We start from the raw sequence: 24028 nt of genomic DNA, 5'->3' as shown, positions 1-24028 counted from the left end.
ATTGATGCTGCCTGCGTCACCGATACTCATCACAAGCCCAGCCCAGGACCCGGATCGTCGATCTCCAAGGAGGTGTGCTGGGTTCCGTTGTCGTTGACGCCGTCCTGGTGGCCGATCAATGGTTTGGCCAGTGAGAGGTACGTGAGCATCGTCTGACGCTCGCGCGGCGAGTGCGTCAACGTGGACATCGCATCATCAGGCGGCAGCGGAATGATGCGGATACGGTCGAAGAAGAGCGCGAGGTCGAGCGACGCACCGATCGCTCTTTCGCGGCCGGCACGTTCGGGCGGGATCATCACGATCGCGTGGTCGGTCTCGCTGTGTCGCGCCAGCATCCGTGCCTGGGCGCTGGACAGCGGAGACTCGGCTAATGGAATACCGACGTGCTCCTTCGTCGTTGCCCGGCTCAGCTCCTCGATCGCCAGAGCATCCGTCAACTTGTCGACGATGACCGGAGTCGCGCCGGCTTCGAGCAGATCCAGCTGGTCGTACAGCCCGACCAGGCCATTCGATGGATGATGCGCGGCTGTTGGTGGCGCTTGCGAGGCCACCCTGCCATCTCTGTCGATCCCGACGAAGCTGACCAGCTCCAGCTGGGCGTCGCGCGAGACGAACATGATTTGGTCACGGTGCCTGTCGATCGGCGCCCCCTCGTTCGTCCAGGTCATCAGGCCAGCTCTGATCAACGTGGCGAAGTCGAATCCTTGCTTCTGGAGGTGATCCGTCAGCCGCGAGTAGCTATCTGGGGCATAGCCGACCCTCCATGTCGCGCCTGGGTCAGCGGAACTCTCCAGCCCGCGCTCCTTGAGAAACTGTCCCGGCCAATCGGCGGTTGCTCTCAGCAACTCCGCCCGAAAGAACCTGCCGGCCTCTTTCATCGCCGCATGGACCCGAGCTCGCTCCTCGTTCGAGGGAACGAATCCGGGATCGATGACCTCACCCATCAAAACCTCCGATGTGCACCAGATTGCTGTCGCACTCGAAGATCGCCGCCGGATCACGCGTCAAGAACCCTGATCCCACCCTCAAGGACTCAGTCCCCGATCTGGGTCCGAGTCAGGATCATCGCGAGGCGCCTTCCCCACCGGAGGACGCCATGCCTTAAACGGCTCGCCTCTCGAGAGCTGCTCGCCAGCCGCATCGATGCCCTGATCAACCAACTCGATCAGCCGCTGGATACTCCACCGCAGTATCTGAAGGTCCCGATCCCCACTCATGCCAACGAACATCCGCCTAGCAAGAGAACTCGGCGACCAGGATTCAGCGATCCAGGACAGACGTGGCCTCGACTGACGCGAACCGGTCAAGTACGTCCGCCCGGAATTTGCCGCGGCAGGAGTCCGAGAGTGCGCGTTTCCCCAACAATGGGTCGTAAAGGCGCTGCACCAGGTTGGCACCCCAGCCGAGCCTGTTCGGCGACTGACCCACGGAAACGGTGCCCAGCACTGCGATGCCGACGGCGACACCTACCTGCCGGGCGGTGCTGATCGTGCCGGCGGCCGTGCCGGCGCGCTCGGCCGGGACGCTGCCCATGGCGGTCGAGGTAAAGGTCGGCGCGGCCAGCCCGGTGCCGATGCCGGCCAGGGTGAAGCCGGCCGTCAGCGCGGGCCAGCTCGCGCTCCGTGTGCAGCCCGGTTGCCGGCAGGAACGCCTGCTGGGAAAGCCGCCTAGCGACCTCTGGCTGAAATCGGTCAGTAGCCGCCACCGCTGACAGATGCGGGCGCCATTCCTCCAACACATCTGCGGGTTGGTCGCCGGCCTTCAGATGGTTGTAGAGCATCTGCTGCTTCTCAGCGGCGCTCAGCTTGGTGACGTCGATGACGACTTGCTGTTCCTGCAACCTTGGGTAGGCATAGACCTTCAGCCTGGGGCGGGCATCGCGATAGATGTAGTCGCGGCTGGTCATCAGCACACGAGCCCCGTGTCCGACCGCGGTCATGACTTCGGACATGCGGCGCGCCCAGCGGTCGGTCAGGTATGGGTCATGCCTGATGCTACCGAAGGCGTCATCGATCCAGAACATTTGCCGTGGGTCGTCCGGATTCCAGTGGGCGAGCATGTCCTCCGGGCCATCTACCCGCATTACGTCGCACTGCCAATTGTCGAGTGCGGTCATGCACCGCATCGCGGCGATCGTCGACTTCCCACAGGCCGGTTCTCCCAGGAGCAGAACGAATCCGTGGTCCGCGATCGCGTCGCTCGCCATTCGATACGCGTTGGTGGGACGAACGTCTCCAGCTCGCGGGTCAAACTCGTCAGGAGCGCGCGGGCCTGGCGCATCCGCCGCTCGTCCAGGATGGTCGACAGGTCTCCGAGCCCATACACGCGGGGCACATCGCGGCGCAGATTCCAGTTCTTCTCAATCTGGGTACAGATCCAGGGGCCGTCGAGTATCAGCGCCGCCTTCGGGCCGCGCTTGCGAACCCCCTCGACGAACCAGGCTCGAGTCCGGCCAGTGACGCGCAGGTTGGTCAGTACCAGGTAGCCCTCGCATAGACCCCGGGCGTGCAGGTCCTCGATCTTGGCCAGCTCGCCGGTCAGATCCGACGGAGTCAACGTCCCGGACGGGGCGGTACTGAACTTGCACTGCGCGACAACGGGCATAGCACTGGATGCGAAGCCCCCAGCTCCGGCGCCGGTGCGTCGCCGGACCCGGCCCAGATGCAGTGGAAGGCGCCGTCCTGTCCGGCGTCGTTCGTGTCCGCGAACACGGTGAATGTCTGACCCAGGACCTCCTGCAAGACGACACCGCACAGATCCTGGAAGGCGCGCCGACCGAGCTTGTGCAGGTCGTAGTTCGGTTCGGGCACGCGGATAATCTAGACGAGCCGCCATTGAGGGAACCGCGGCCCGCTAGCTCGACGTCACATCGGCTGGACCGGGAGTGGAGGACACGGGTTTGGAGTTCTTGGTTACGACGATCCTCGCGGTCATCGCGGCCGCTCTGACAGGCATCACTCTCCTCTGGCAGAAGCGAGGAACCGGCTTCAAACGAGTGCATTACACGGCGGCCTGCGACCAGCTTCTCCTCGACCGGGACGATGATGCCTTGGCCTCGTTCCTGAGCGGCCCCGTTTCCGTCCACTTGGAGCCGAGCGGCACCAAGCTCGTCTGGCCGATGGCATTCAAGCTGAGACTCGCGAACACAGGTATGGCTCCCATCCAGCCGGGCGACTTCAGCAGCACGCTCAATATCGACTTCGGGCGGTATTGCGAACTCCTGGGAGGATCCATCACGGTCAACCGGGGCCGCGCGGACGAGTTCCTCGGCACCGATTCCGCGGTCCTCGACCACGGCTGCCTCAAGCTCACTCCGTTCCTGCTCAATCCTGGTGACGAGATCACGATCTCCGGCATGCTGAACGGAGTTGTCCCCGACGAGGGAATAGTCGTCAGCGGAAGAGTTACCGGCATGGAGGCATTTGTTCGCCTGCGAGCTCAGGACCGTGGCCCGAGAGCGAAGCTCGTGGTCAACTCATTGATCTACGAGCTGGTCGAGCAGCAGCCCGTCGCACCCGACATCGATGTGAAGATCTTCGTCCTACCGAAGTTCCTCCCCTTCGAAGACCTGGGATCCGCCCCCAGTGGCGGGCGCGGGATCTCCACCCGTCTCAACGGCTCTGTAGTAGAGCAGATGCACCAAGTCTCGTTCCAGATCACGAACTGCAGCAGGAACGAGGTGGACCTCGCGGACTGGCTGAGATGCCAGGTGGCGGACAAGACGTTCTTGCATCTCCACGAAGTCCGTCGATCGCACGAAACGATCGCGAGCGACTCACACTCCGAGTTCGTCGACTGGGACTCGCGATCCGTTGGAATTCGACCTGGAAAACTTGGCCCGCGTGAGACCTTCAGCGCAACGTTCATCGCCGAAGGCACCCTGGAGGACATCGAGGTGAGCGCCCGCCCCGAAGAGATCGAAGACGTACAGATCGCTAGGATGGCCTTCCCTGACACGTCGCTGGAGCGCCACCTCGCGGCGATGCGGCCCCGAGTGATCCTCATCACCCCAGGAATCCATCGGGGACTTCAGAAGCTCAAGGATGCGCTGAGCGGTTCGTCGCGGTAGCCGGTGGTCACTGGCGTCAGCGGAGGCTGCGAGGTAGTCGCCGAGGGGACTGAGCTGGGTCGAACAGCCCCGATTCAGCGATCAGAGCGTCCATCTCGGTGTCCGCAGCGTAAGCCCGGCCGTCGTAGATCACGTCCACCAGCTCCTTGGTGGACTCGTCGAAGACAAAGATGCACCCTCGATCAATCTGCAGTTGATACTTCTTCGCCCGTAGGTACTCACCGAGCCGACCGGCGAACATCTCGGGGTCTTGCCTTGCAGGACGCCCTACCCAGACCAGCACCCACGCATCCTGCTTGGTCGAGCCGATGGCGGTCGTCATGCTCCGGCCGCGCCCCGTCGGATCAGGCGTCGCCAGAAGCTTCTCGGCAGCGCGGACCAGCTCCTCTTGAACATCACCTGAGGCAGACAGCAGGGTGGCTCCGATGCTGAGCCAGGCCTTGGCACCCGCGTCTTCGAGCTTTTGGATGAAGCCACTCATGGCTGCCTTCGACATCGTCGGCTTCGGAACGTCCGAACGTCCGGCCAATTCCCCGTAGTACCAGGCGTCAAGGGCATCGGTCCGGCTGGTGAGGTATCGCCAGCGCTGTCGTTGGCGGCGCTTGACGTCAGTCGCACGCACCTTCACATAGGGCAGATCCTTGCGTACCAGCCGCGGGTCGGGCTCCACATAGAGGCCGGTATCGAGGAAGTACAGAAACAGATCCAGCTCGTCTGGTGCGGCATAGTAGGCGGTGGTCTCCGGGTCTCTGCGGCGTCGCAAATAGAGGAGGAACTCCGACGGCAGATCGACCAGGTCGCAGATGAGCTGGAGGTCGTGCAACGAGACGGTCCAGGGGACATCAACCGACTCCAGCAACCCGGCGTCGACCAGCTCCTGAGAGGTCGTCGCGACGCCTGTCAGGTCGTCCAGACTGACCGCGACGGTGTGAATCTCCCGCACGTCTGGCAGGGCGACCCAATCGTTGCCGCGGGTGCGAAATCCGCCGTCCCTCTCCAGGATCGACTTCAGCCGGCGAGCCTGGGCAGCGGCGCTCGTGATGATCCTCGTCAGGTCGCTCTGCAGCCGGCCTCTGCTTCCGGCCCTGGCCTTCGAAGCAAGCGCCACCGCCTTCGCCTCGACGATCAGTGCTACGTCGTCCTTGACCACCAGCAGGTCGCCCTCGACCAGCTTGGAGTAGCCGGACGGGACACCAGCTGCCTCGTCGGCATTCGCCGGCACGAAGTACTCGAAACCTTCCCAAGACTCGGCGTCGGGTATCACTCGAGCCAGGTTCTCCGAGATCCTGCGCTCAAGCACCTTGCCCCGGTGGGCCTGGTATTGCTCCCATCCGGGCGTGGCTTTCAAGACCTGTTCAAGGTTCTCGCGTACCGCGTCCAGGGTCAGCGCATCATGCACCAGCATCAGCCGCCCCGAGTCCGTCACGAGCAAAGGATTCGTCCGCAAGGGATTGTTGCCCGAGGTGAACTCGCGAACGGCCTGCAGAGGTGTCCAGTCGTCGATGTCGAGACGGAACTGCCGCACGACCGCAGCTACGACCGCCGGCTCGAGACCGGCGGCCGCAGCGACAGCCTCCTGCGCGACCGACACCGCCTGCTCGTCGGGCTCCTGAGCTGCATCGAGCTTGGCCCGGAGACCCTCGCGCCGGTCTTCAGTGAGCTCGGCTGCCTCAGCCATGGCTTCTTCGATCGACCCGAGAAACGAAAACTGCCGATGGTTGAAGGCTTGAACCTGCAGGTCATGGCATGCCTTCAGCGCACGCACTGCATCATCAGCGTCGAACCCGACCTGACCCCGCAGCGCTGCGCGGACGCTCTCCGGGTCGAAGAGCTGTCCTACGGTCTCCTCGACCATCTCCGGATACGACGAGTTGCGGATCCAGATCTCACGACCGCGGCTAGCCGCAAGGATGTACCCGAGCGGGTCTGGCTCCGTGGCCGCTGCAGCGGTGAGGATGTGCTCCGCGGTTGATAGATCGATCAGCTGATGAGCTTGATCAGCCATCGCTGCCAGGCGCCGCGGCAGCCGCTCGTCCGTGCTGTTCACATCCTCGGCTTGCCCGGCGAAGGCCATCAGGGTCAACAGCTCGGCCTTGGTAGCCCCGCCTTCAGTTCCGGGTCGCGGCGGACCTCCGGCGCTCCACGGCAGGCAGGCAAATCGCACGCCTTCGCAGAGCTCAAACCTGTTGTACGCCCGTACCTCGCTCGAGAGGGCGATCTCGTGACTGTTTGCAGGCGACGATCGGCTTCCTCGAGCGGGTCCTCCGCCCGAAGGATGTCGCGAATCTTCGCGTCGATCCCCTGCAGCGACTCGAGAACCGCCAGAAGGTGCCGATCGATCGTCCCGGCACCCCGCGCCGCCGCTCGACGCTCCCGCTTGCGTCGCCGCTGTGCTTTGCTTTTCCGCCCCATGCCCCGATCAAACCACGGGTCGAGTGCGCCCGGAAGCGTCGCCATCCCGTGCCGCCGCTCGTGGCGGCAGATGGCTCCGGCGCGTCGCCCGCACAGGAACCGGACGTTTGTTCGGCAACCACGGCATGATGGCGCCATGGCGGGTGAGTTGGAGGTCGGTAGCCCACGGATCGGCGTGTTCTGGTGCAGGCCGTCCCTGATGGCCATCCGGCTATGCTTCACGACACCGGCTCTCAGATCGAGCTGTCGTTTATGTTCGAGTATGGGACGGAACTCGAACGCATGGTGACCGGCAGGATGGTCGTCTGGGGCGACGACCCCGAGTATCGCAATCACGACTATGAGCTGCCTGAGGTGGCTTGGTTCGCGGACGCCCGTGGCAGCTTCTGTCTCGTCGATCCGCGCGGCTGGCGAACCATCGGCGGGCTCGGTCGCGAGGGACGTATCCGGTTCCGGACGGCGGTCCTGACGGGGCACCGTGGTATCACCTACGCCAAGATCAACGCAGTCCGATCGCGCGTCGAAGGGCTCGAGCGGTGGATGGCGATCACGTCGGTCCACCATGAACGCCTCCGGAATCGCGACGACGGTGCGACCGACCTGATCACGCTCAAACGCCACGAGCCGGTTGTCTTCTCGCGTCAGCTGAACGCCGCCCTCGTTCCCAGCTATGTGTTCAAGGAGTCCGGCGTTCCGGGACAGAAGCTCATCAACGACGAGATCCACGTCCTGACCAAGGCAACGACCGCGCGGGACTGGAACGATGACCTCGACCTGCACCGCAGCATCCGCGAACTGTTGGTCGTCGCCGGCTGGGAGCGCTGTGGGATCAAGGACATCGAGGTCCGCCGCGACAGCGACCCGGAGCGCGCAATCGCCGGCAACGTCCTCGCGCCACGATGGGCTCCGGTCACCACCTACGCTCTCGACCGGCCCAAGGGCGCTGCGCATCAGGACCGGTTTCTGTTCTCGTACGACGACATCGGCGCGACCGGCGTACGGCGTTGGGCGCGGCTTCGCGGCACCTACCGCCGCGGGCGACCCGCGTTATCCGTTTCCGGCACGGGCGTTGCTCTCCGCCTGCGGATCGGCCGGATCCGGAGGCGGCGGCTCCGGAGAATGGCTCGGCCTAGCTGCCGCAGTGCTGTGGGCCGGCGCCCGCGAGGTCGTCGCAACCGCTTGGCCGATCTGGGACCTGCCGTTCACGCGCGACTTCGACCTCAGGCTGGCTGACGCACTGCGATCCCCCGACTCTGCCGCGGCAAGCCTTCGGAAGCTCCAACTCGAGTGCCTCGCGCAATGGCGTGCGTCAACACATGACCTCACCTCAGACCGAAACCTCCCACCGCACCTGCACAGCCACGCCTTTCCCTTGGTCTGGGCCGCATACCAGGTAGTTGGCGTGTGCTGACGCAACTGCCGGCCCCTACTCAGCTCATGCGCGACGCGGGCCTGCACAAGCGCACGACGCGGGACTGACCAGCAAGCTGTACCGACCGCCGCCTACCTCCTCCCCTCCCCCCACGACCGCCTCCGCCCTAGCGTGACCGTGTCGACGTACGTCTCGAGGTCCTCGCGGGTGTCCGCGCTGCCAGCAGGCGTAGGTGGTCCTCGACCAGGGTCAGACCGCTGCGGTTGATGTCGCGCTTGACCTCACGCATCACGCGCTCGGTCTCCACGATCTCGTCGGCGGTCGCCTCCGCGGTGCCCTTGGCGGCCGAGCGGCGCTGTTCCTTCGCGCTCTTGCGGGTCTCGTCGACCAGGTGCCGCGCGGTCTTCTTCGTCAGGACGCGGAACCGGACCGAGGCCCACTGTCGTACCAATTCACACGCAGCAGCGGCAGTGCATTCGCGGTCTCGCCCTGAGCCATGAGCTCGTGGATGTGCATCGCGTGATCCACCTGGACGCCGCTGCGGAGTGAGGTGCCGGTGACCCTGGGTCGCCGCGGCCGCGAGCACGTAGCCGACGTCGACATACTTCGCACTGTGCGATCGCATCCGGGGGTCCCGAGGCTCGTAACGTTCGGCCGCACCATCCGATAAGCCAGCAAGGGCGCACTTCGGCGACCTGCCATGAGGTAGAGCATCACCCTTGATGCTGATGCGAAGAAACCGGAACCCCACCAATGTTTCCATCCCGCACGTCGTCGGGTACCACCTTGGCTGCAGTGGCCTTCGCGGCCCTCGCGATTGGCTGCTCGTCCGTCGGCGGCAAGACCAACACGGACCCAACGGTGCCGCCCACGGTCCTGGGTGCCACCGCCACCCAGGGCCAGGCAACCCAGTCGTCGTCCACCGAAGCACCGACCACGCAGGAGGACAGCCCGGCGCCAACGACTCCGGCCGGCCCCAAGATGCCCTGGCCGGAGATCAAAACCACTCATCCGCACACCGTCCGAGTGACCGGCCTCGTCCTCGAGCAGATCGAGGCCGAGTGCCCGACCGACCCGGGTAAGGCGATTAACGCCAGCTGGAACCCCAACACGACCGGCGGCAACAAGTACTCGGATGACGGGGTGGGGTTCATGGTGGGGAAGCGGAGCATCACCATCGACAACGACCCGCGGACGAAGGTTCACTACCTGTCCGTTGTCTTCAGCGACGGCAGCGGTCCACAGTCAGCGGTGGACTTCAAGGTCCTCAAGCCGGTCGCGGCCGGTACCTGGAAATTCACTGGAGTCGGCGACGGGTTCATCACTCTGGTGAACGTTATTGCCTGCGCTCCGTATCTCTACTAAGCGGTCAAGCCGCGGCATCGTCACCAGGAGTTCCTCGCGTTCCTCAAACAGTTTGCCGCGCCCACCCAGACCGCGAGTTGCACCTGGCGGTGGACAACTACCCCGCCCACAAACACCCCAACGCCTCGCTGGCCGGCGACCCGCGCGCGAGCGTTCACCTCACCCCGACCCGCGCGTCATGGATGAACCTGGGTCGAGGTGTGGTTCTCGATCACCAAGCGCCAAGCCATCCACCACGGCACCTTCCGGTCCGTGACCGACGTACACCAAGATTCGGGTTTTCATCAACGGCTGGAACGACCGATCCCACCCCTTCGCCTGGACCAAAACCACCGACCCAGATCCTCAAGAAAGCCAACCGTCAGACGCGGCACTAGGTTCCGAGGCCATGCTCGAGCTCTAGTGCAGCACCTCGGCACGCTTCGACCCTTCTCGCACACCGCAGTTCAGTGGGGAATAACACGGGGACGACCCAACGTCGAATCGAGTCAAATGGAGTTGAAACCGGTCAAACTGGTGATGCCTCGTTAGGCTCGCAAGGGCTGGTGTCGATGGGTCCCTCGGTTTCCTAAACGAGCGTCTGTCGGTTCCGGCTGAATACTGACCCTCTGGTTCCGGGTGAACTTTGACCCACCTCCGTGACGATCGTGAGGTGTTGAACGTGGAGGACTGGGCGGAGATCCGCCGGTTGTATCGGGCGGAGGGATGGCGATCCGGGCCATTGCTCGCCGGCTGGGGATCTCGAGGAACACGGTGCGCAAGGCGTTGGGTGCGCATGAGCCGCCGCGGCATGTGCGGGCGGCGAAGGGCTCGATCGTGGACGCGGTCGAGCCGCAGATCCGGGCGTTGCTGGCGGAGTTTCCCGAGATGCCGTCGACGGTGATCTTGGAGCGGGTCGGCTGGCAACGCGGGAAGACGGTGTTCTTCGAGCGGGTTCAGGCGTTGCGGCCGTTGTTCGCGCCGGCCGATCCGGCGTCGCGCACGGAGTATCAGGCCGGTGAGTTGGCGCAGTGCGATCTGTGGTTCCCGCCGGTGGATGCGCCGCTGGGTTTCGGGCAGCTCGGCCGGCCGCCGGTGCTGGTGATGGTGCCGGGGTACTCGCGGATGATCACCGCGCGGATGCTGCCGTCGCGGCGGTCACCGGATCTGCTGGCCGGGCATTGGGTGCTGATCAGCGGGTGGGGTCGGGTTCCGAGAGCGCTGGTGTGGGACAACGAGTCCGCGGTCGGGCAGTGGCGCGGTGGGCGGCCGCAGCTGACCGAGGCGATGAACGCGTTCCGCGGAACGCTGGGGATCAAAGTGATCCAGTGCCGACCGGCCGATCCGGAAGCCAAGGGCCTGGTGGAGCGGGCGAACGGATACCTGGAGACCTCGTTCCTGCCCGGCCGCAGCTTCACCTCACCCGCCGACTTCAACGCCCAACTCACCGACTGGCTCGGGCGGGCCAACACCCGTCGGCACCGGCGGCTGGGCTGCCGCCCTGTCGACCGGTCCGCAATGCTCCAGCTCCCGCCGGTCGATCCGGTGGTCGGGTGGCGGCTGACGACCCGGCTGCCGCGCGATCACTACGTGCGGCTGGACTCCAACGACTACTCGGTGCACCCCAGCGCGATCGGTCGACGAGTAGAGATCAGCGCCGGCCTCGATCGGGTGACGGTGACCTGCGACGGGCGCCTCGTTGCCGACCACGAGCATTGCTGGGCCGATCATCAGACCATCACCGACACGATTCACGCCGCAGCAGCTGCTGAGATGCGCCAAGCACGCCGGCTGCGCGAGATCATCGCCTCGACGCCGGTCGACACCGGCGTCGAGCAACGCAGCCTGGCCGACTACGACCGGATGTTCGGCCTGGACCAGCACAACACCACCGACGTCACGGCCTCCACCAGCACCAAGGGGGTGGCGTGATGGCCACCAAATCCAACGCCAGCAACACAGCCGGCAACACGAACAGCCGCAATATGACCTCCGAGCTCGCCTATCTCACCCGCGCGTTGAAAGCGCCGTCGCTGGCCGGCGCGGTCGAGCGGCTGGCCGAACGCGCCCGCACCGAGGGCTGGTCGCACGAGGAGTTCCTGGCCGCCTGCCTGCAACGCGAGGTTGCCGCCCGCGAAGCTCACGGCGGCGAGGGCCGGATCCGCGCCGCCCGGTTCCCCGCCCGCAAGTCGCTGGAGGAGTTCGACTTCGACCACCAGCGCTCCCTCAAACGCGACACGATCACCCACCTCGGCACCTTGGACTTCATCGCAGGCAAGGAGAACGTCGTGTTCCTCGGCCCGCCCGGCACCGGCAAGACCCATCTGTCCATCGGGCTCGGGATCCGCGCCTGCCAGGCAGGCCACCGGGTCGCCTTCGCCACCGCCGCCGAATGGGTCGCCCGGCTCGCCGACGCCCACCACACCGGCCGGCTCCAAGACGAACTGGTCAAGCTCGGCCGGATCCCGCTGCTCATCGTCGACGAGGTCGGCTACATCCCGTTCGAGGCCGAAGCCGCGAACCTGTTCTTCCAGCTCGTCTCCTCCCGCTACGAACGCGCCACGCTGATCGTCACCAGTAACAAGCCGTTCGGCCGCTGGGGCGAAGTCTTCGGCGACGACGTCGTCGCCGCAGCCATGATCGACCGTCTCGTCCACCACGCCGAAGTCATCTCGCTCAAAGGCGACAGCTACCGACTCAACGACCGCGACCTCGGCCGCGTCCCCGCAGCCACCAAAACCAACGACTAACAACAACCAACCCGGGTGGGTCAACCTTCACCCGGAACAACTGGGTCAAGGTTCGACCGGCGTTGACAGCGTCGGCTGACCTTGCCGGCGCAGGCGGCCGTTGCGTTGGGCTAATCGCCTCGGCGGGGGTACGCCGCCGACACAAGGATTGCTGAACATCCCATGAGACCGCACAAGGAACGCAGTCCGTGGCAGTCTGCTCGAGGCGGTCGCCGTAACGCATAGCGGTCGCCTTCCGATGTAAGGAGCAAGGGGCTAGGGTCGTCAGCCGCAGTCGGGCAGCTGGGCAACCCGCAGCCCTGGGGGTGACTGTGGTGTTAGGTACGAGTCGAAGGATGCTATGCCTTGTCGCGGCAGGTGCAGCAATTCTCGCTGGCTGTGGTTCCAGCGAAAAGGAGTCCACAGCCGCGCCGAACCAACCCAGCCGGGCCGCCACTGCGTCGTCGGAGCCGGTGCCTAGCCCATCCCCGGCTCCGGTTCCCCCAGCCACCTCAGCGGCGGTCGGTCACGCCGATGGCAACCGCGTGTTCGATGACCTATGCCAGACGCCTAGCGCGAGCGAGGTGTCCGCTGGCCTACATTTCAAGAGTCGCGCTCAGACGACCCCGAAATTCGAGTTCTATTGCATTTATGAGGACCCGTCTACGGGTCTAAGCGTGTCCCTCCCGGTTTTCTACATGTCTGCGGATCTCCACCACACCGACGTCGAGCACCTCGACTCCGCCGCCCACCTCAGCGGGTTCCCAGATGGCACCGATGCTTGGGCACGAGTGCAGTCTGATGGCGTCAAGTTCGTCTCTGTCTGGCTATCCAGGCAACTAGTGCGCGCCGACTGCCGTTCGGTCATGCCTGACAACGGCGACAGTGAGGCGTTCAACGAAGAAGCTTGCCGATGGTACGCCGATTACTTGCTCGGAAAGCTTCCCGCTCTTGAGTGAGCGACGCACCTCCCCTGCCAGCTGGGGCTCATGTGGACGGCAGCCCTGGCCCCGTCGGTCTCGACTCGCCAGTACCAGTACGTCGCCAACAAGCTGATCCACCACTAGGGGCAAGAGGGCGCTGGCGCGGGACCAAGCCGTGCTGCTCGCGCCAAACTATCACCGTCGGTGGCCACCCGGTCAGGCTCGCCGAGCTCGCCTCGAGCCACCATCCGTCAATCATTGAGATCTTCCGGCTGCCGTCACCGGCATCAGTCGCCTGAGGAAACCGTTGCACCTGAAGGGCAGGAATCTGCTATGCGTTTTCGATCTCGAACCACCAAGTTGGCGCTGGGGTTCATCGCCACGCTCGCAATCGCAGGGGTAGCGACGTTCACCTTGGTCCGCGATCCCAAGCACCACGGTGGGAATGTCGTCGCCACGGGCATCCCGTCCTCGTCCACCTCTGCTTCGGCGCCAGGCAGGCCGCCGGCGCCCCACCTCACTGAACGAGCGGCCAACCGGCTCGGCCAGGAACTGCGCAGCCACAACGCCAAGCGCGTCGCGGCGGCCATCCAGTCGCCAAAGGGCTGGAAGGCTCCGCCGGCCACGGTCGACGCGTTCGCGCGTTACCGGTCCATGACCGTGGAACCGGGCAGCGTGCGCATCACCGGCAACGGCATGGCCACCGCGATCTACCAGACCGTATCGTCCTCCGGCACCAACCGCTGGATGGTCAGCCTGGTCTACATCGACGGCCAGTGGAAACTGGTCACCAGCCCCGAGGAGGACTGATGAAGTTGCGCACGCTCACTGCATCACTCGTCCCAGTGGCGCTGGCGGCCAGCCTGATGGCCGCGCCCACGACTGCCGCAGCCGCCGACTGCCCCGCTCAGTCGATCGGCCACCTGTCGGCTGGTATCCAGCCAGTCGTGCTAGCCCACGGGTGGAACGGCAACGCCAACAATATGGACGCGGTCGCTACCTACCTCGAGCGCGCACCCAAGTTGGCCGTCACGACGCATCAGTTCAACTACGGCAGCGTCAGTTACAAATGGGCATCGCAGTCCGGCATCGCCGACTGTCTGGCGGAGTACATCACCCAGGTCTCGACCGCGCACAAGCGGCTCGGCGGCAGCGGCAAGGTCATCGTGGTCGCCCACTCCATGGGAGGGCTGGCCGCGCGATTCGCCACCGACTCAAGGTACGCGAACTTGCCCATCGACGACATCTTGGGAGGGCTCGTCACCTTCGACACCCCCCACCTCGGCTCACCGTTCGGCAGCCAGCCGATCGCCCGAGCGGCCGAATTGAAGAACCCGGGCGCCTGGTGGCCGTTCCCGAAGGCCGGCACCGACGGGTCGCGCTGCCTCGCGCTGCACGACCGCCAGAGCCCCCTGCCCAATGGTTGTGCCTATCCGCCCTACCTGCCCACGAGCGTCCCGCTCACACAGATAGCGGGAGATATCACCGTCAAGCGCAGCCTCTTCGGCGTTCCCCTCTACGACATCAACCTCGGCGGCGACGGCATCGTGTGGACCGACTCGTCTCAGGGCTACCTGGAGTCAGGACCACTCGATACGCGAGCAGCCAAAGGAAGCCAAGTCACCCTGCGGCCCGAGCCCTGCTCAATCAACCTCGATCAGATCGGTGCCATCGCGGTCGCTCAGGGTCTCGTCGACCAGGGCGGCTGGGGATCCATCGCCAACGTCGTCTCCGGTCTGAATCTGAGCATCTTCACCGACAACATGGCTATGGACGACATCCTGGGCGACCGGCAAGGCCCGACGCTCATGCCGATGCTCCTCGCGGCCAACATTGGCGCCAAGTGCTCGCACACGAATGTGCTGCACAACGCATCTGCACTAGACGACGCGGCAGAGGCCATTCGGGGGTACATCCAGCATTTCCGCGCAGCCAGCCCCAACCGGTTCGTAGGGCACTGGACTACCCACGGGGGCCTTCTCGACATCAAGTCAGACGGCACCGCGACGGAGTCCTTCAACATAGGGCCCTGCCACCCGGAGCACTTGGCAGACTCTGCGATGTGCAACACCAACGTCGATCTCAAGGTCACCCCGACCAAGAGCGGCGTGCTGCTCACGGTTACAAGAGTCTCGTACTCCACCTGGGACGGGATACCGCAACCGCCCCCGCCTGATCCGACCACGCTGCCCGGCGATCAGTCCGAGCTGACAGTGAAGGATACGGGTCTGCTCTTCGACCGCGTCGTCAAACTCAGCGGCCCACGCATCGACTACGACACCGGTTTCTACTGGTGCGGAAAAGGAGTAAGCAAATTGAGCGTCAGAAACTGCGGCGCCTAGTACGGCAGTCGAACTTCGTGATGATGGGCACATTGGCGTGAGTGAGCGCGGCCACCCGCTCGATGATCCCGGTTTGTGCGGACGCCAGATGATGTGGCAGGGCCTGGGCTGCGCGTGACATGGCTCGTGACATCAAATTCCGTCAAACAGAGTGGATCGAGTCAGGTAGAGGTGTCGCTGCTCGAACTCCGGAAGCCTGAAGTTGACCGTGGCAAGTGGCGTGGCTCTCACAATTCTTGCCGCCCCGGGCAGCAAGGTAGGTGGTCCTGCGCCCGGCGCCCACCTAGCCATTTGAGATTCGTCAATGGGGACGGCGTCGCCTTGTCGGCCAGAGTCGAATATTCCCAGTGGGCTTTCGGTCATGGAAGGCCAATGCGCGATGCAGATACGCCCTTCGCAGGTAAACACCAACCGAGGCCGCGATATTGAGGAGGAAAACTGTCACGAGACACGCCCAGACGACGGACCTAATACCTAGTACCGAGTAGCCGCCCGGAATCTTCCGATCAGTCACCATTTTCGCTGCACCAAGGTACAGAATGCTTGCACCGATCGATGATGCAATCGTAACCACCTGCGAAACGGTAGCAATGAGCGAAGTAGAGCCTCAGGCATTGCAGATCTGGCTAAGTAGGTGTAAGCCGAAGTTGTAGGGGGTTCGGCGGGGAATCGATCGATGTCGCAGGTTGCTCGACAAGGTAGCTGCAAACACCTTCACAAGCCGCAGGGACCCGGGACGCACGGTGGGGAAGGGGCGGTGGGATCGAGATGACCGAAGACAACCTGGCGAGACTCGCGGAGAAGGCCAGAAGCGATCCTGAATTTTTCCACGCACTAATTTTCAATCCTGAGCGTGTGCTGGCTGACCTGGACTTCCTCGACAAGCGCACCAGAGGTGCGCTGGTCGCGTTGGACCCGGACAGGCTGCTGGGCATGTTGACCGGCAGCGGACTGAGCTATTGCGATGTCACCTGTACCAGCAGCTGCGGCGTCACATGTAGCGGATCCAGTTGTGGGTACACCACCAACTTGACCGCCGAACAGATCCTGGGACGAGTAGGTGGCGTCGGACCGATCAGCGGGTGCGATGTCACTTGTACCAGCAGTTGCGGCGCCACCTGCGGCTCGAGTTGTGGGTACACGACAAACCTTCAAATGGACCTGTTTTCCCGATATGCACGCTGAACGCCTGAGAACCTTCAAGAGATGACGTTGACCAGCGACTTAGCTGTTCGAACTCATCCCTCCGGAAGGAGTCACGGATGAGCTACGAGAGCGACTTCTTATCCGCGGTCCACGACCGAGTTGCTCAGAGCCCGACGTTGCTACACGCGCTTCTATTTGACCGGCAAGAGGCGATCCGGCTTCTTAGCGACCTACCCGGGGCTGCGCAGCGGCTCGCGAAGCCAATCGACCCCAGCCGAGTCTGGCTACGTCTAGCCGACGTAGCGTTCGCAGCCGGATGTGACGCCTCACAAACGTGCTCGTGCACGACCGGCACCTGCGAGGGGACCTGCGGCGGAAGCACATGCGGCGTCACTTGTTCGGGCGAGAGCTGTGGGAGGACGTGTGATGACAGTTGCGGCCACACGACCAACTGGGCGGCTGCTTACATGTGGCGCTTCGGCCAGCAATGACGATCACACCGGACGTCATCGAGGACCTTGCTGCCGACCTGGAAAGGCGCGGGCTGACAGTGTCCGTGAACGGTCCTTGGGCCGTTCACGGACAGCCGAAGCGAACCGGAGGATGGAAGCTCCATCTGTCCTCCACTCCGGTGTGCGCGGGTCGCGTGCTCGATGCAGCGGTGCCGGTTCTCGCTGAGGCCCGTGTGCCGTTCAAAGTAGCTAAGTCCATTGAGATCTTGATATTGCTCAACGAAGGAGAGCTCGGCGAGACCCAGGTTGGGAAGTTCCTTACCGTCTACCCGACGAGCGACGAGCAGGCCGTCGACCTAGCAGACAAGCTAGTAGCGGCCACAGCGGGTCTGGATGGTCCCAGCGTTCCATCAGATGCTCACCTCGGCTCGGTGGTCTACGCGCGAGTGGGCACGTTCAAGCCGATCGTGCGCCGCGATGTCCTCGGCCAGCCGAGCCTTTGGCTCCATGCCCCGAATGGCACCCTAGTGCAGGACTCATACTCGGTGCCGTTCGTTCTCGACTCCAGGTGGACCTGGCCGTTCCGAATGCATCCGCCGCATCGACGAGATGAGACGCCGGCCGCACGATTGCACGGGCCGGGCTACCTGCTACTGGAGGTGGCCAAGGCACACCCGAAAGGCTGCGTGTTCACCGCACTTGATTGCCGCAATCAGGAGGAGGTTCGGCCAGTCATCGTCAAGCAGGGGCGCCGCCATTGCCTCAGCGACCGACTAGGACGGGATATGCGCGACCGCCTCGCCGCCCAGCGTGACTGGTGGCCCACACTGGCTGGGCTGGGTGTTCGAACCCCAGCGGTTCTGGATTATTACGAAACCGATGACGGTGCCTATCTGGTAACTGAATATGTGCCCGGAGCAACGATCGAGGCGACGGCCGCAAAGTCACACGCCGCGAACACCGATCTCGGCCAGCTACACCACCTGTACGTGTGCCTCGTCGATCAAGTCCGGCAATTACATGACGCCGGGATCATTCATCGGGACCTGAGTGCGTCTAACATTTGGATCGACCAACTGGGTTTCCCGCAACTGCTCGACTTCGAGTTGGCGTGGGACCTCTCCGACCCGCATGGTCCCTTCACTGGCGGCACCCCTGGCTTCATGTCACCACAGCAGCAACAACGAGAGCCTCCTGCAGCTAGTGACGACGTCTACTCGCTCGGTGCGCTCGCGTTCCTACTCCTGACTGGCATTGATCCGCGCCGTGTAACCGGCGAGCATGCAAATCCCGGACTGGCACTTCGCACGATCACGCGAGCGGAGCTCACCGGCGAATTCCTTGACGCTGTCGAGTCATCCCTGGCGCCGAACCGAGAGGAGCGACCAAGGCTCCAAGAGCTGCAACAAGCCCTCGGAGCCGCGACGTGGCATCGGCGCGTGGCCTACCCGAAGGCACCATCCGTTACCAAAACGGCGAACCTTTGCGACCGGTTAATGAAGGGCCTCCTCGAGGCGCCGACTAGCCCTGGGTCCACTCTGGGTCTCGGCCGCGCTCGGAAACGGCGCGAATCCGGCAGGTGAGTATGAGGTACGTCGCAGCGCCAACCGCGGCGTCGCAGGCGTCATCATCGCCTTGTCTCGGATCTCCATGTATTCGTCAACCAGCCCGCAAGCCGTTGACTACATTCATTCGGCCCTCGACTGGCTTGAAGATGATCAGGCCTCAGCGGACGCCGGGATGGCAGGACTTCACTTCGGAGACGCCGGCGTCACGGTCGCCTTTGCTGAGGCCGCCAGATCCGGATTCATCACCCAGTCGCGAGCACTCACCTTCGCGAGACGCCATCTGACCGCTCCCTGCGACTGGCTTGACGTGACACATGGTGCAGCAGGTCAAGCCCTCGCCGCGTTGTCGTGCACGCGGCTGCTCGGCCCTGACCCGATCTTCCGGAATGTACTTGGAGAAGCAGCGCGGCATCTGGTCACTACGCAAAACTCAGACGGTGCGTGGATCACACCAGATGGTGTCGCTGGCATGTCCGGTGACATCCTCACTGGCTTCGCACACGGCGTTGCCGGCTGTGGGTATGCCCTTGCTCAGGTGGCAATGGCCACGAAAGACGCTGAGGCGTCGGCGGCGGCGGAGGCCGCGGGAGACTGGCTATTGCGGACCGCCGCGCGTGACGGGAACTCTATTGCCTGGGCGTACAGCGTTCAGGAGCCCAACCGGTGGTCATGGTGGTGCCACGGTGCGCCGGGCATCGGACTTACGCTAGCCGCGCTGTACACCTTAACCGGCCGAGGCCGGTACGCCGACGCCGCCCGCGCGACCATCACCGACCCTGAGTCGGCACATAGCAATCTTTCCCAGTGCCACGGCACCAGCGGGCTGTTGGAGGCTGCAATCGATGTCCACCGCGCTCTCGACACGACCAGTCGGCCGGCGTATTCGAGATTGACCCAATGCTTGCTATCGATGGCTCGAGAGACCCGTGGGCACGGACTGACGTAGCTCGCCGAAGACCCGTGGGTCATCACTGCCGATCTGATGGTCGGATCAGGAGGCGTCGCCCATGGCATTCTTCGCGCCATCCTTCCGAACGACGAAGACCCTGGGCCGCTACTGCGTGAATGACGGCAATGTTCTAGGTGACCAAGGTCGAGCCTGCCAGGTTCAACTCCAGTGAGCCCAATGCTCGCCCTCCGTATCACGCGTTTCTTGACGACGGTGGGCTCCCCTGTCCAGCCCCGTGGGAATGAACGATCATCGAAGGAATCGATTGGCGCAAGTAGGCAACTTGCATCCCAGCTTTCGCTGGTCAGGGGATGGATCGAGCCAGGAGTCAGCAGCACCCGAGCATCGTGAATCGGAATCGGCGGCTACGGGGTTCGCTCGACAAGATCCAGGCTGAGTTGGAGGCGTGTGGTTAAGGTGTGTGTCCTCCTCGGACACACGTGCTAACCACACGCGGGACAGGCCGGATAGAAACATCGGCCGCCCGCGTTTCGTGGTTATAGGAGACTTCTAGACCCAGCGCTCTGTACAGCTCCGCGAGATCCCCGCGATCCGCCTCGTCCAGCGCAATCTTCATCGCGCCCAGCTCTTTCACCATCGCCTGGATATCAACACCACTCATCCACTCGGCCGGCTCGAGAGCATCCAACCCCGCGAGCGCAGCCTTCCTCTCAGCCACAGCCGCGTTGTACTGACTCGTCAGCGCCTCCGGATCCCATCCAGCCTCCAGTGCCCGCTGCAGCCTGGCCATCGCCGCATCGGCAGCCGCGATCCGCTCCCGGAAGGTCCGCTCAGCCGCATCAAGCGCGTCAGCCTCGCCCTGAGCACCGGCCAGAACTGCAACGGTCTCATCAAGATTCTCCGGACTGAACAAACTTGAGATCCACTCATTCACACCATCCGACAGGCGGTCCTCCCGGAGATACACCGTCCGCGGGTGACCAAGCAGGCCGACGGATGCTGACGGCCGAGTTGGCCAAGCCGCAGAGTGCTCACATGGTGCTAGCTTTGGCAACCGGACGCATTGGCGTCAACGACGTCCCGCGATGGCGTCCACGTGACGATCAGTTCGTCCGAAACGACAGCTGGGGCGCGTCCTACGACTCCACGATCGTGACTACCGATGGCGCACCTGCGATCCGCGGATCTCTCCAGTACCTGATGCCCCACCACATGCTCTCGACCGTCACCGCGGTCGTTGATGCCGAGATCGACTTCGAGCGGTGCCAACCAGATATCTCGGTCCCGAATCCGCTGTCTCTCACACAGATCGTCAACTTCTTCGCAACCGCGTGGGCGATCGCGTTCGATATTCTGCCGCTGGCACTCGGCAATCCCTCCGCACCGGCCGATTCTGCTGGCCGGCCGCGAGTAAGCCTCCACATCATCAGCGAGCACCCATCTAGCAATGGCGAAGGCAGGACCCTCCGCCTCGCAGACCTGGTTGACCTCAGCCCGTTCGGCATGACCCACAAGCAACAACTCGGACGGCTCGATATCGGCGTACTTGGCCGCGCTGCGCTACCCGACTCGGAGGCACTCCTCGTGGTCAGGCAAGCCCTCGCCCGCGTAGCCGAGGATGCCGGCTTTGACGCCGCCGACCTCGTACAATGGTGACTGGCGAGTCAGCACTGATCGGCTAGCCCGAGGGCAAACTAGGCGACATGGTGAAAGTGTCCGAGGAGCAGGGACACCGTCGACGGCTGCCGCAACTCGCCGACCGTGCAGGTCATGACAGCGACCGGTACATCCTCCAGCCGGATTCTCACTGAAGCCATCCACCGTAGCGTAGGGCTGACCAGCGCGAACGGGATCCGATAGGGACGACGATCAAGTGTTGCTATCGGCAATAGCGTCTGGCTCGTCAGTTCAGCGAGCGGCTTCCTGCTTTGGCCAGACCGACCACGAGCAGACTGGAGACCGCCCATCCGGCGAGTGTGGCCACGTTGAACCAGGCGAGCATCCACGCTCCACCGGCGTCGCTGCTCGGAGACCAAGTACTACGTTGTTTCAGGTCGACAATGGGTACGACAGTGTCGACGGCGTACAGCCAGGGATTGAAACAGCGCACCTTGCCCTTGCCGCACGTCTCGCCTGGCTGCTGACCGGACTCGACCAGGCTCAACTCCCCTCGCGGTGTATAGACAACACCCGATGGATCCGTCGCACGCATGACCTGGCTCTCGCGAGCCGGGAGAAGTGGGCCGGCGACAGCGATCACCAACAGCGCGAGCGGGATGAGCGCTCGAAGTGGCCGGTAGCCGTATCCACGGAACCAATCGTTGAAGATCCTGTCCAGCCCGCGCAGCAGGCGACTGCGAGCCCATCCGACCCGCCGTTGACGCTTCGTCCGCTGATATGCCACCAGTATCTGCTCGGAGCCAGTCGAGTCGCCGTGGTTCTTGAGTATCTGTGCGGCTTGCTCCCATGGCCCAGTATCTCCAGGCTCGTCACTTGCCGCTGGGTCGCGGTCGCGTAGCCAGCGCACACGAGCCTTCCATCCCCACTCTCCTGACCCGTGCATCGAAATGCTCGCATAGCGTTCGTACTTGAATCCGCTCAGATAACTGTCATGCAGAGGCCAGTCCTGTGCTGGCCCGTCGGCCAGATACGTGGTGCGAGCGTCGGTAAAGTCAACAGCGCCCACGATCGACCAGCCGAGCCCCACACCGCCACGAAACGTCGCTGAGATGGACTCAAAGGCCACCGCGCGATCGTTGCGCTCGGTGAGTCGGCTATCTCCCGCTTCCCGGGGATGCCACTCGAACGTGCCTCCATCGCACCGTAGCCGTCCTTCCACCAAGGCTCGATTCAAGGCTACGAAGCCAATGGAGCGGAACCCGTTGCACAGCCGCAGATTGCCCGAGATTCGCGCTTGGTGGAGGTTCAAGGACTTATCGCCAGGGCTGACGACTTGCGCCCCCTCGGCGTTGAACATTCCGCGGAGCTCAGCTCCCCGGAAGCCGACACCACCGCTGCCTCCAGGGATCGTGGCTGGGTAGGTGCCTCCGATCTTTGCATCGACCAGCCTCACGTCACCGTGCACTACGGCGCGGATTGCTGTCAGGCAATACCGCCTGACCGGTCGGCCGATCTCGGCCCTCGTCAGGTCGAGCGGACCCGCTACCTCGGCGCCATCCAGATCCACCGTCCCGTGGATGTTCGCTGCCACGGCGGAGAGTTTCGACCCGATCTCCGCGTGCGTGAGGTCCAGGGCGACGTCAGATGCGTTGTGGATCGTAGCGCCGTCGATGAGGATGCCGCCGCCGATCGCTGCCCCAGCGAAGGTTATGCCGCCGTCCACCGATGTCTTCTCATCGATACTGAGTTCGCCGCGGATGCTGGCCCCCTGTGCCACGATCGCCAGCCGCTGAGCGGGATCCTTGGCGTTGTAATGGTGCCGCCCGACACCGGCAGCCGGCGCGCTCAAGGTGGCCTCGCGAACGAGCACGCGACCGTTGATGGAGGCACGTCCCAGCTCCAGGCGGCCCCGGATCAGTGGCGCGTGTCGAGGGCTGTCATTGATGAACAGACTCCCTCCTATAGTGGCCTCGGCAAGGTCTAGGGCGCGTCCGTTGCGCGGCACCAGCTGACAGCCGGCGAGGTCCAGTGAACCGCCCAGTTGAGCACCGATGAGCCTGATTTCGGCGTTGGCTGTAAAGCCTTGAATGAGTCTGACGTCACCGGTGACCTGACATCTGTCTGCCTGGATCGCGCGATCGCCCGTCGCGTCGATGACTGTGCCTACGGCGAGGACCCGGCCGCCGATCTCAGCCTCGGTCAGCCAGACCGCGGATGAACTGCTGATAGAGGACGTGGTCTGATGCGCGCCGGTGATCAAGGTGTGTGACAGCAGGAGATCGCGTTGGATACGTACGCCGTTGCCGAGGATGCCCGGCACCGACGACTTCGCGGTATTTCCTTCTGTCGGCGGCGTACCAACGAGAAAGAGCGAATGAAGGGCGCCTCCTTCGATCAGGATCGGCTCGACGAACCGGCAGTCGTGAAAGTAGATAGGAAAATCGACACGACACGCGCTCAAGTCCAGTTGCCCAGTAATCCGTGCGTTGCTGATCCGTACTCCGAACTGGCTCACCTCGGCGGCCCGCTCCACGATGACCCCTCGTAGGCTGACAGCGGCAACTTCTCCAGCCAAGCCTGACGCGGCAGCACAATCCAGCACGACCCTGCGGCGTGATGCAGCGATGAGCGCGCTGCCTCCCGCATGACGCCGAGAGTTAAACGACACGTGGCGAACCCCCTAGCTAGCCTCAGTGCCGCCAGAGCACCGTATGGGTCAGCATCATCGCTGCCGAAACACACGACCGTCTACGGGCCTGGACCATCCCAGTCGAGGTAGTCAGGGCTGCATCGTGATCCCGACCTGAAACCGCTTATGCCTTGCAGGCACTCGCGGCGTTGGAGGTCCCGACAGGCGCGTTGTCTTGAGAACGCCGCTGTCGATGCGACCTACCTGCACAGTCGCCTTCACCCGAGTGCAGGCTTCGCGCCGCCCGTCGCAGATTCTCTCGACAGCCCCGCCACAGCCTCGCGTGCCAGCGACTACCTATCCCCCGCGACCGAACCAGCGCCTGCGGCAGCGCAGCCTAGATGGGGCCCGAAGAGGCCGAGAGCGCCGGCCCGCCTGGTCCACCCGCGAGACGTTGACGAACGCATGATCAGTGGGTTGCCACGCGCGCACCGCATGAGGATCCGTGCTTG

At 64.0% G+C, this 24028-nt stretch carries 19 protein-coding genes and 2 pseudogenes; 13 read left to right on the top strand and 8 right to left on the bottom strand.

The genetic code is table 11. The features are described from left to right. Nucleotides 1-29: 29 nt before the first annotated feature. The 3 genes from ABD768_RS00460 to ABD768_RS00450 form a co-directional block, all read right to left on the bottom strand. Nucleotides 30-944, bottom strand: coding sequence for a hypothetical protein (locus ABD768_RS00460; RefSeq protein WP_344836086.1), 915 nt, complete (start codon nt 942-944; stop codon nt 30-32). Between the two features lie 359 nt (nt 945-1303). Beyond that, nucleotides 1304-2206 (bottom strand): nSTAND3 domain-containing NTPase, encoded by a 903-nt coding sequence (locus ABD768_RS00455; protein ID WP_344836083.1) that lies wholly within the window; start codon nt 2204-2206, stop codon nt 1304-1306. Continuing rightward, nucleotides 2113-2604, bottom strand: a complete 492-nt coding sequence (locus tag ABD768_RS00450) for a hypothetical protein (RefSeq protein WP_344836081.1) — start codon at nt 2602-2604, stop codon at nt 2113-2115. Before ABD768_RS00450 ends, ABD768_RS00455 begins: the two co-directional genes overlap by 94 nt. Nucleotides 2605-2899: 295 nt before the next feature. Here ABD768_RS00450 and ABD768_RS00445 point away from each other — a divergent pair, with 295 nt between their 5' ends. Continuing rightward, the gene (locus ABD768_RS00445) at nt 2900-4069 is read left to right on the top strand and encodes a hypothetical protein (protein ID WP_344836079.1); all 1170 of its coding nucleotides are present in this window, start codon (nt 2900-2902) and stop codon (nt 4067-4069) included. Nucleotides 4070-4085: 16 nt separating this feature from the next. Here ABD768_RS00445 and ABD768_RS00440 read toward each other — a convergent pair whose 3' ends face one another. Continuing rightward, the gene (locus tag ABD768_RS00440) at nt 4086-5834 is read right to left on the bottom strand and encodes a hypothetical protein (RefSeq protein WP_344836076.1); all 1749 of its coding nucleotides are present in this window, start codon (nt 5832-5834) and stop codon (nt 4086-4088) included. Between the two features lie 464 nt (nt 5835-6298). Between ABD768_RS00440 and ABD768_RS00435 the strand changes: the two genes are divergently transcribed. From ABD768_RS00435 to ABD768_RS43070, 3 genes and pseudogenes are all read left to right on the top strand, one after another. Next, complete coding sequence (locus ABD768_RS00435) at nt 6299-6610, top strand: hypothetical protein (RefSeq protein ID WP_344836073.1); 312 nt, start codon at nt 6299-6301, stop codon at nt 6608-6610. 84 nt (nt 6611-6694) lie between these two features. Further along, a pseudogene (locus ABD768_RS00430) lies at nt 6695-7462 on the top strand (ApeA N-terminal domain 1-containing protein); the annotation flags it as partial. Between the two features lie 88 nt (nt 7463-7550). Next, on the top strand, nt 7551-7892 hold the full coding sequence (locus ABD768_RS43070) for a CHAT domain-containing protein (RefSeq protein ID WP_425558397.1): 342 nt from the start codon (nt 7551-7553) through the stop codon (nt 7890-7892). A 127-nt stretch (nt 7893-8019) separates the two neighbouring features. On the opposite strand, the gene ABD768_RS00425 is transcribed toward ABD768_RS43070, so the two are convergent. Beyond that, a complete protein-coding gene (locus ABD768_RS00425; RefSeq protein WP_344836067.1) occupies nt 8020-8478 on the bottom strand; it encodes a hypothetical protein in 459 nt (152 codons plus the stop codon). A 170-nt stretch (nt 8479-8648) separates the two neighbouring features. On the opposite strand from ABD768_RS00425, the gene ABD768_RS00420 reads away from it, so the two are divergent. The 8 genes and pseudogenes from ABD768_RS00420 (at nt 8649) to ABD768_RS43065 (ending at nt 19303) form a co-directional block, all read left to right on the top strand. Then, a complete protein-coding gene (locus ABD768_RS00420; protein ID WP_344836064.1) occupies nt 8649-9218 on the top strand; it encodes a hypothetical protein in 570 nt (189 codons plus the stop codon). A 652-nt stretch (nt 9219-9870) separates the two neighbouring features. Then, nucleotides 9871-11129 (top strand): annotated as a pseudogene (gene istA, locus ABD768_RS00415) (IS21 family transposase). After that, entirely contained in the window at nt 11129-11947 is an 819-nt protein-coding gene (gene istB, locus ABD768_RS00410; RefSeq protein WP_344836061.1) for an IS21-like element helper ATPase IstB, read from the top strand. The pseudogene istA and the gene istB overlap by 1 nt, the downstream one beginning before the upstream one ends. 1235 nt (nt 11948-13182) lie before the next feature. Further along, nucleotides 13183-13659 carry a hypothetical protein gene (locus tag ABD768_RS00405; protein WP_344836058.1) on the top strand — a complete coding sequence of 159 codons (477 nt, stop codon included), beginning with the start codon at nt 13183-13185 and terminating at the stop codon, nt 13657-13659. After that, nucleotides 13659-15191 carry an esterase/lipase family protein gene (locus ABD768_RS00400; protein ID WP_344836056.1) on the top strand — a complete coding sequence of 511 codons (1533 nt, stop codon included), beginning with the start codon at nt 13659-13661 and terminating at the stop codon, nt 15189-15191. The genes ABD768_RS00405 and ABD768_RS00400 overlap by 1 nt, the downstream gene beginning before the upstream one ends. Before the next feature lie 768 nt (nt 15192-15959). After that, on the top strand, nt 15960-16376 hold the full coding sequence (locus ABD768_RS00395) for a hypothetical protein (RefSeq protein WP_344836054.1): 417 nt from the start codon (nt 15960-15962) through the stop codon (nt 16374-16376). 448 nt (nt 16377-16824) lie between these two features. After that, nucleotides 16825-18372, top strand: coding sequence for a class III lanthionine synthetase LanKC N-terminal domain-containing protein (locus ABD768_RS00390; RefSeq protein ID WP_344836052.1), 1548 nt, complete (start codon nt 16825-16827; stop codon nt 18370-18372). Next, nucleotides 18317-19303: a lanthionine synthetase LanC family protein gene (locus tag ABD768_RS43065; RefSeq protein ID WP_425558409.1), complete on the top strand. Its 987-nt coding sequence runs from the start codon at nt 18317-18319 to the stop codon at nt 19301-19303. The genes ABD768_RS00390 and ABD768_RS43065 overlap by 56 nt, the downstream gene beginning before the upstream one ends. A gap of 415 nt (nt 19304-19718) precedes the next feature. On the opposite strand, the gene ABD768_RS00385 is transcribed toward ABD768_RS43065, so the two are convergent. Continuing rightward, nucleotides 19719-20234 (bottom strand): hypothetical protein, encoded by a 516-nt coding sequence (locus tag ABD768_RS00385; RefSeq protein ID WP_344836050.1) that lies wholly within the window; start codon nt 20232-20234, stop codon nt 19719-19721. 29 nt (nt 20235-20263) lie between these two features. Here ABD768_RS00385 and ABD768_RS00380 point away from each other — a divergent pair, with 29 nt between their 5' ends. Then, the gene (locus tag ABD768_RS00380) at nt 20264-20923 is read left to right on the top strand and encodes a hypothetical protein (RefSeq protein ID WP_344836047.1); all 660 of its coding nucleotides are present in this window, start codon (nt 20264-20266) and stop codon (nt 20921-20923) included. Nucleotides 20924-20961: 38 nt separating this feature from the next. Here the strand turns inward: ABD768_RS00380 and ABD768_RS00375 are convergent, their stop codons facing one another. After that, a complete protein-coding gene (locus tag ABD768_RS00375) occupies nt 20962-21084 on the bottom strand; it encodes a hypothetical protein (protein ID WP_344836045.1) in 123 nt (40 codons plus the stop codon). Nucleotides 21085-21170: 86 nt separating this feature from the next. Beyond that, nucleotides 21171-23420 (bottom strand): hypothetical protein, encoded by a 2250-nt coding sequence (locus ABD768_RS00370; protein ID WP_344836042.1) that lies wholly within the window; start codon nt 23418-23420, stop codon nt 21171-21173. Between the last annotated feature and the right edge of the window lie 608 nt (nt 23421-24028).

The organism is Kribbella ginsengisoli (assembly GCF_039537185.1).
In the GTDB taxonomy this organism is placed as follows: Bacteria; Actinomycetota; Actinomycetes; order Propionibacteriales; family Kribbellaceae; genus Kribbella; species Kribbella koreensis.
Note: the sequence above shows the minus strand (reverse complement) of the source record. Positions and strands in the feature narration are given on the sequence as shown.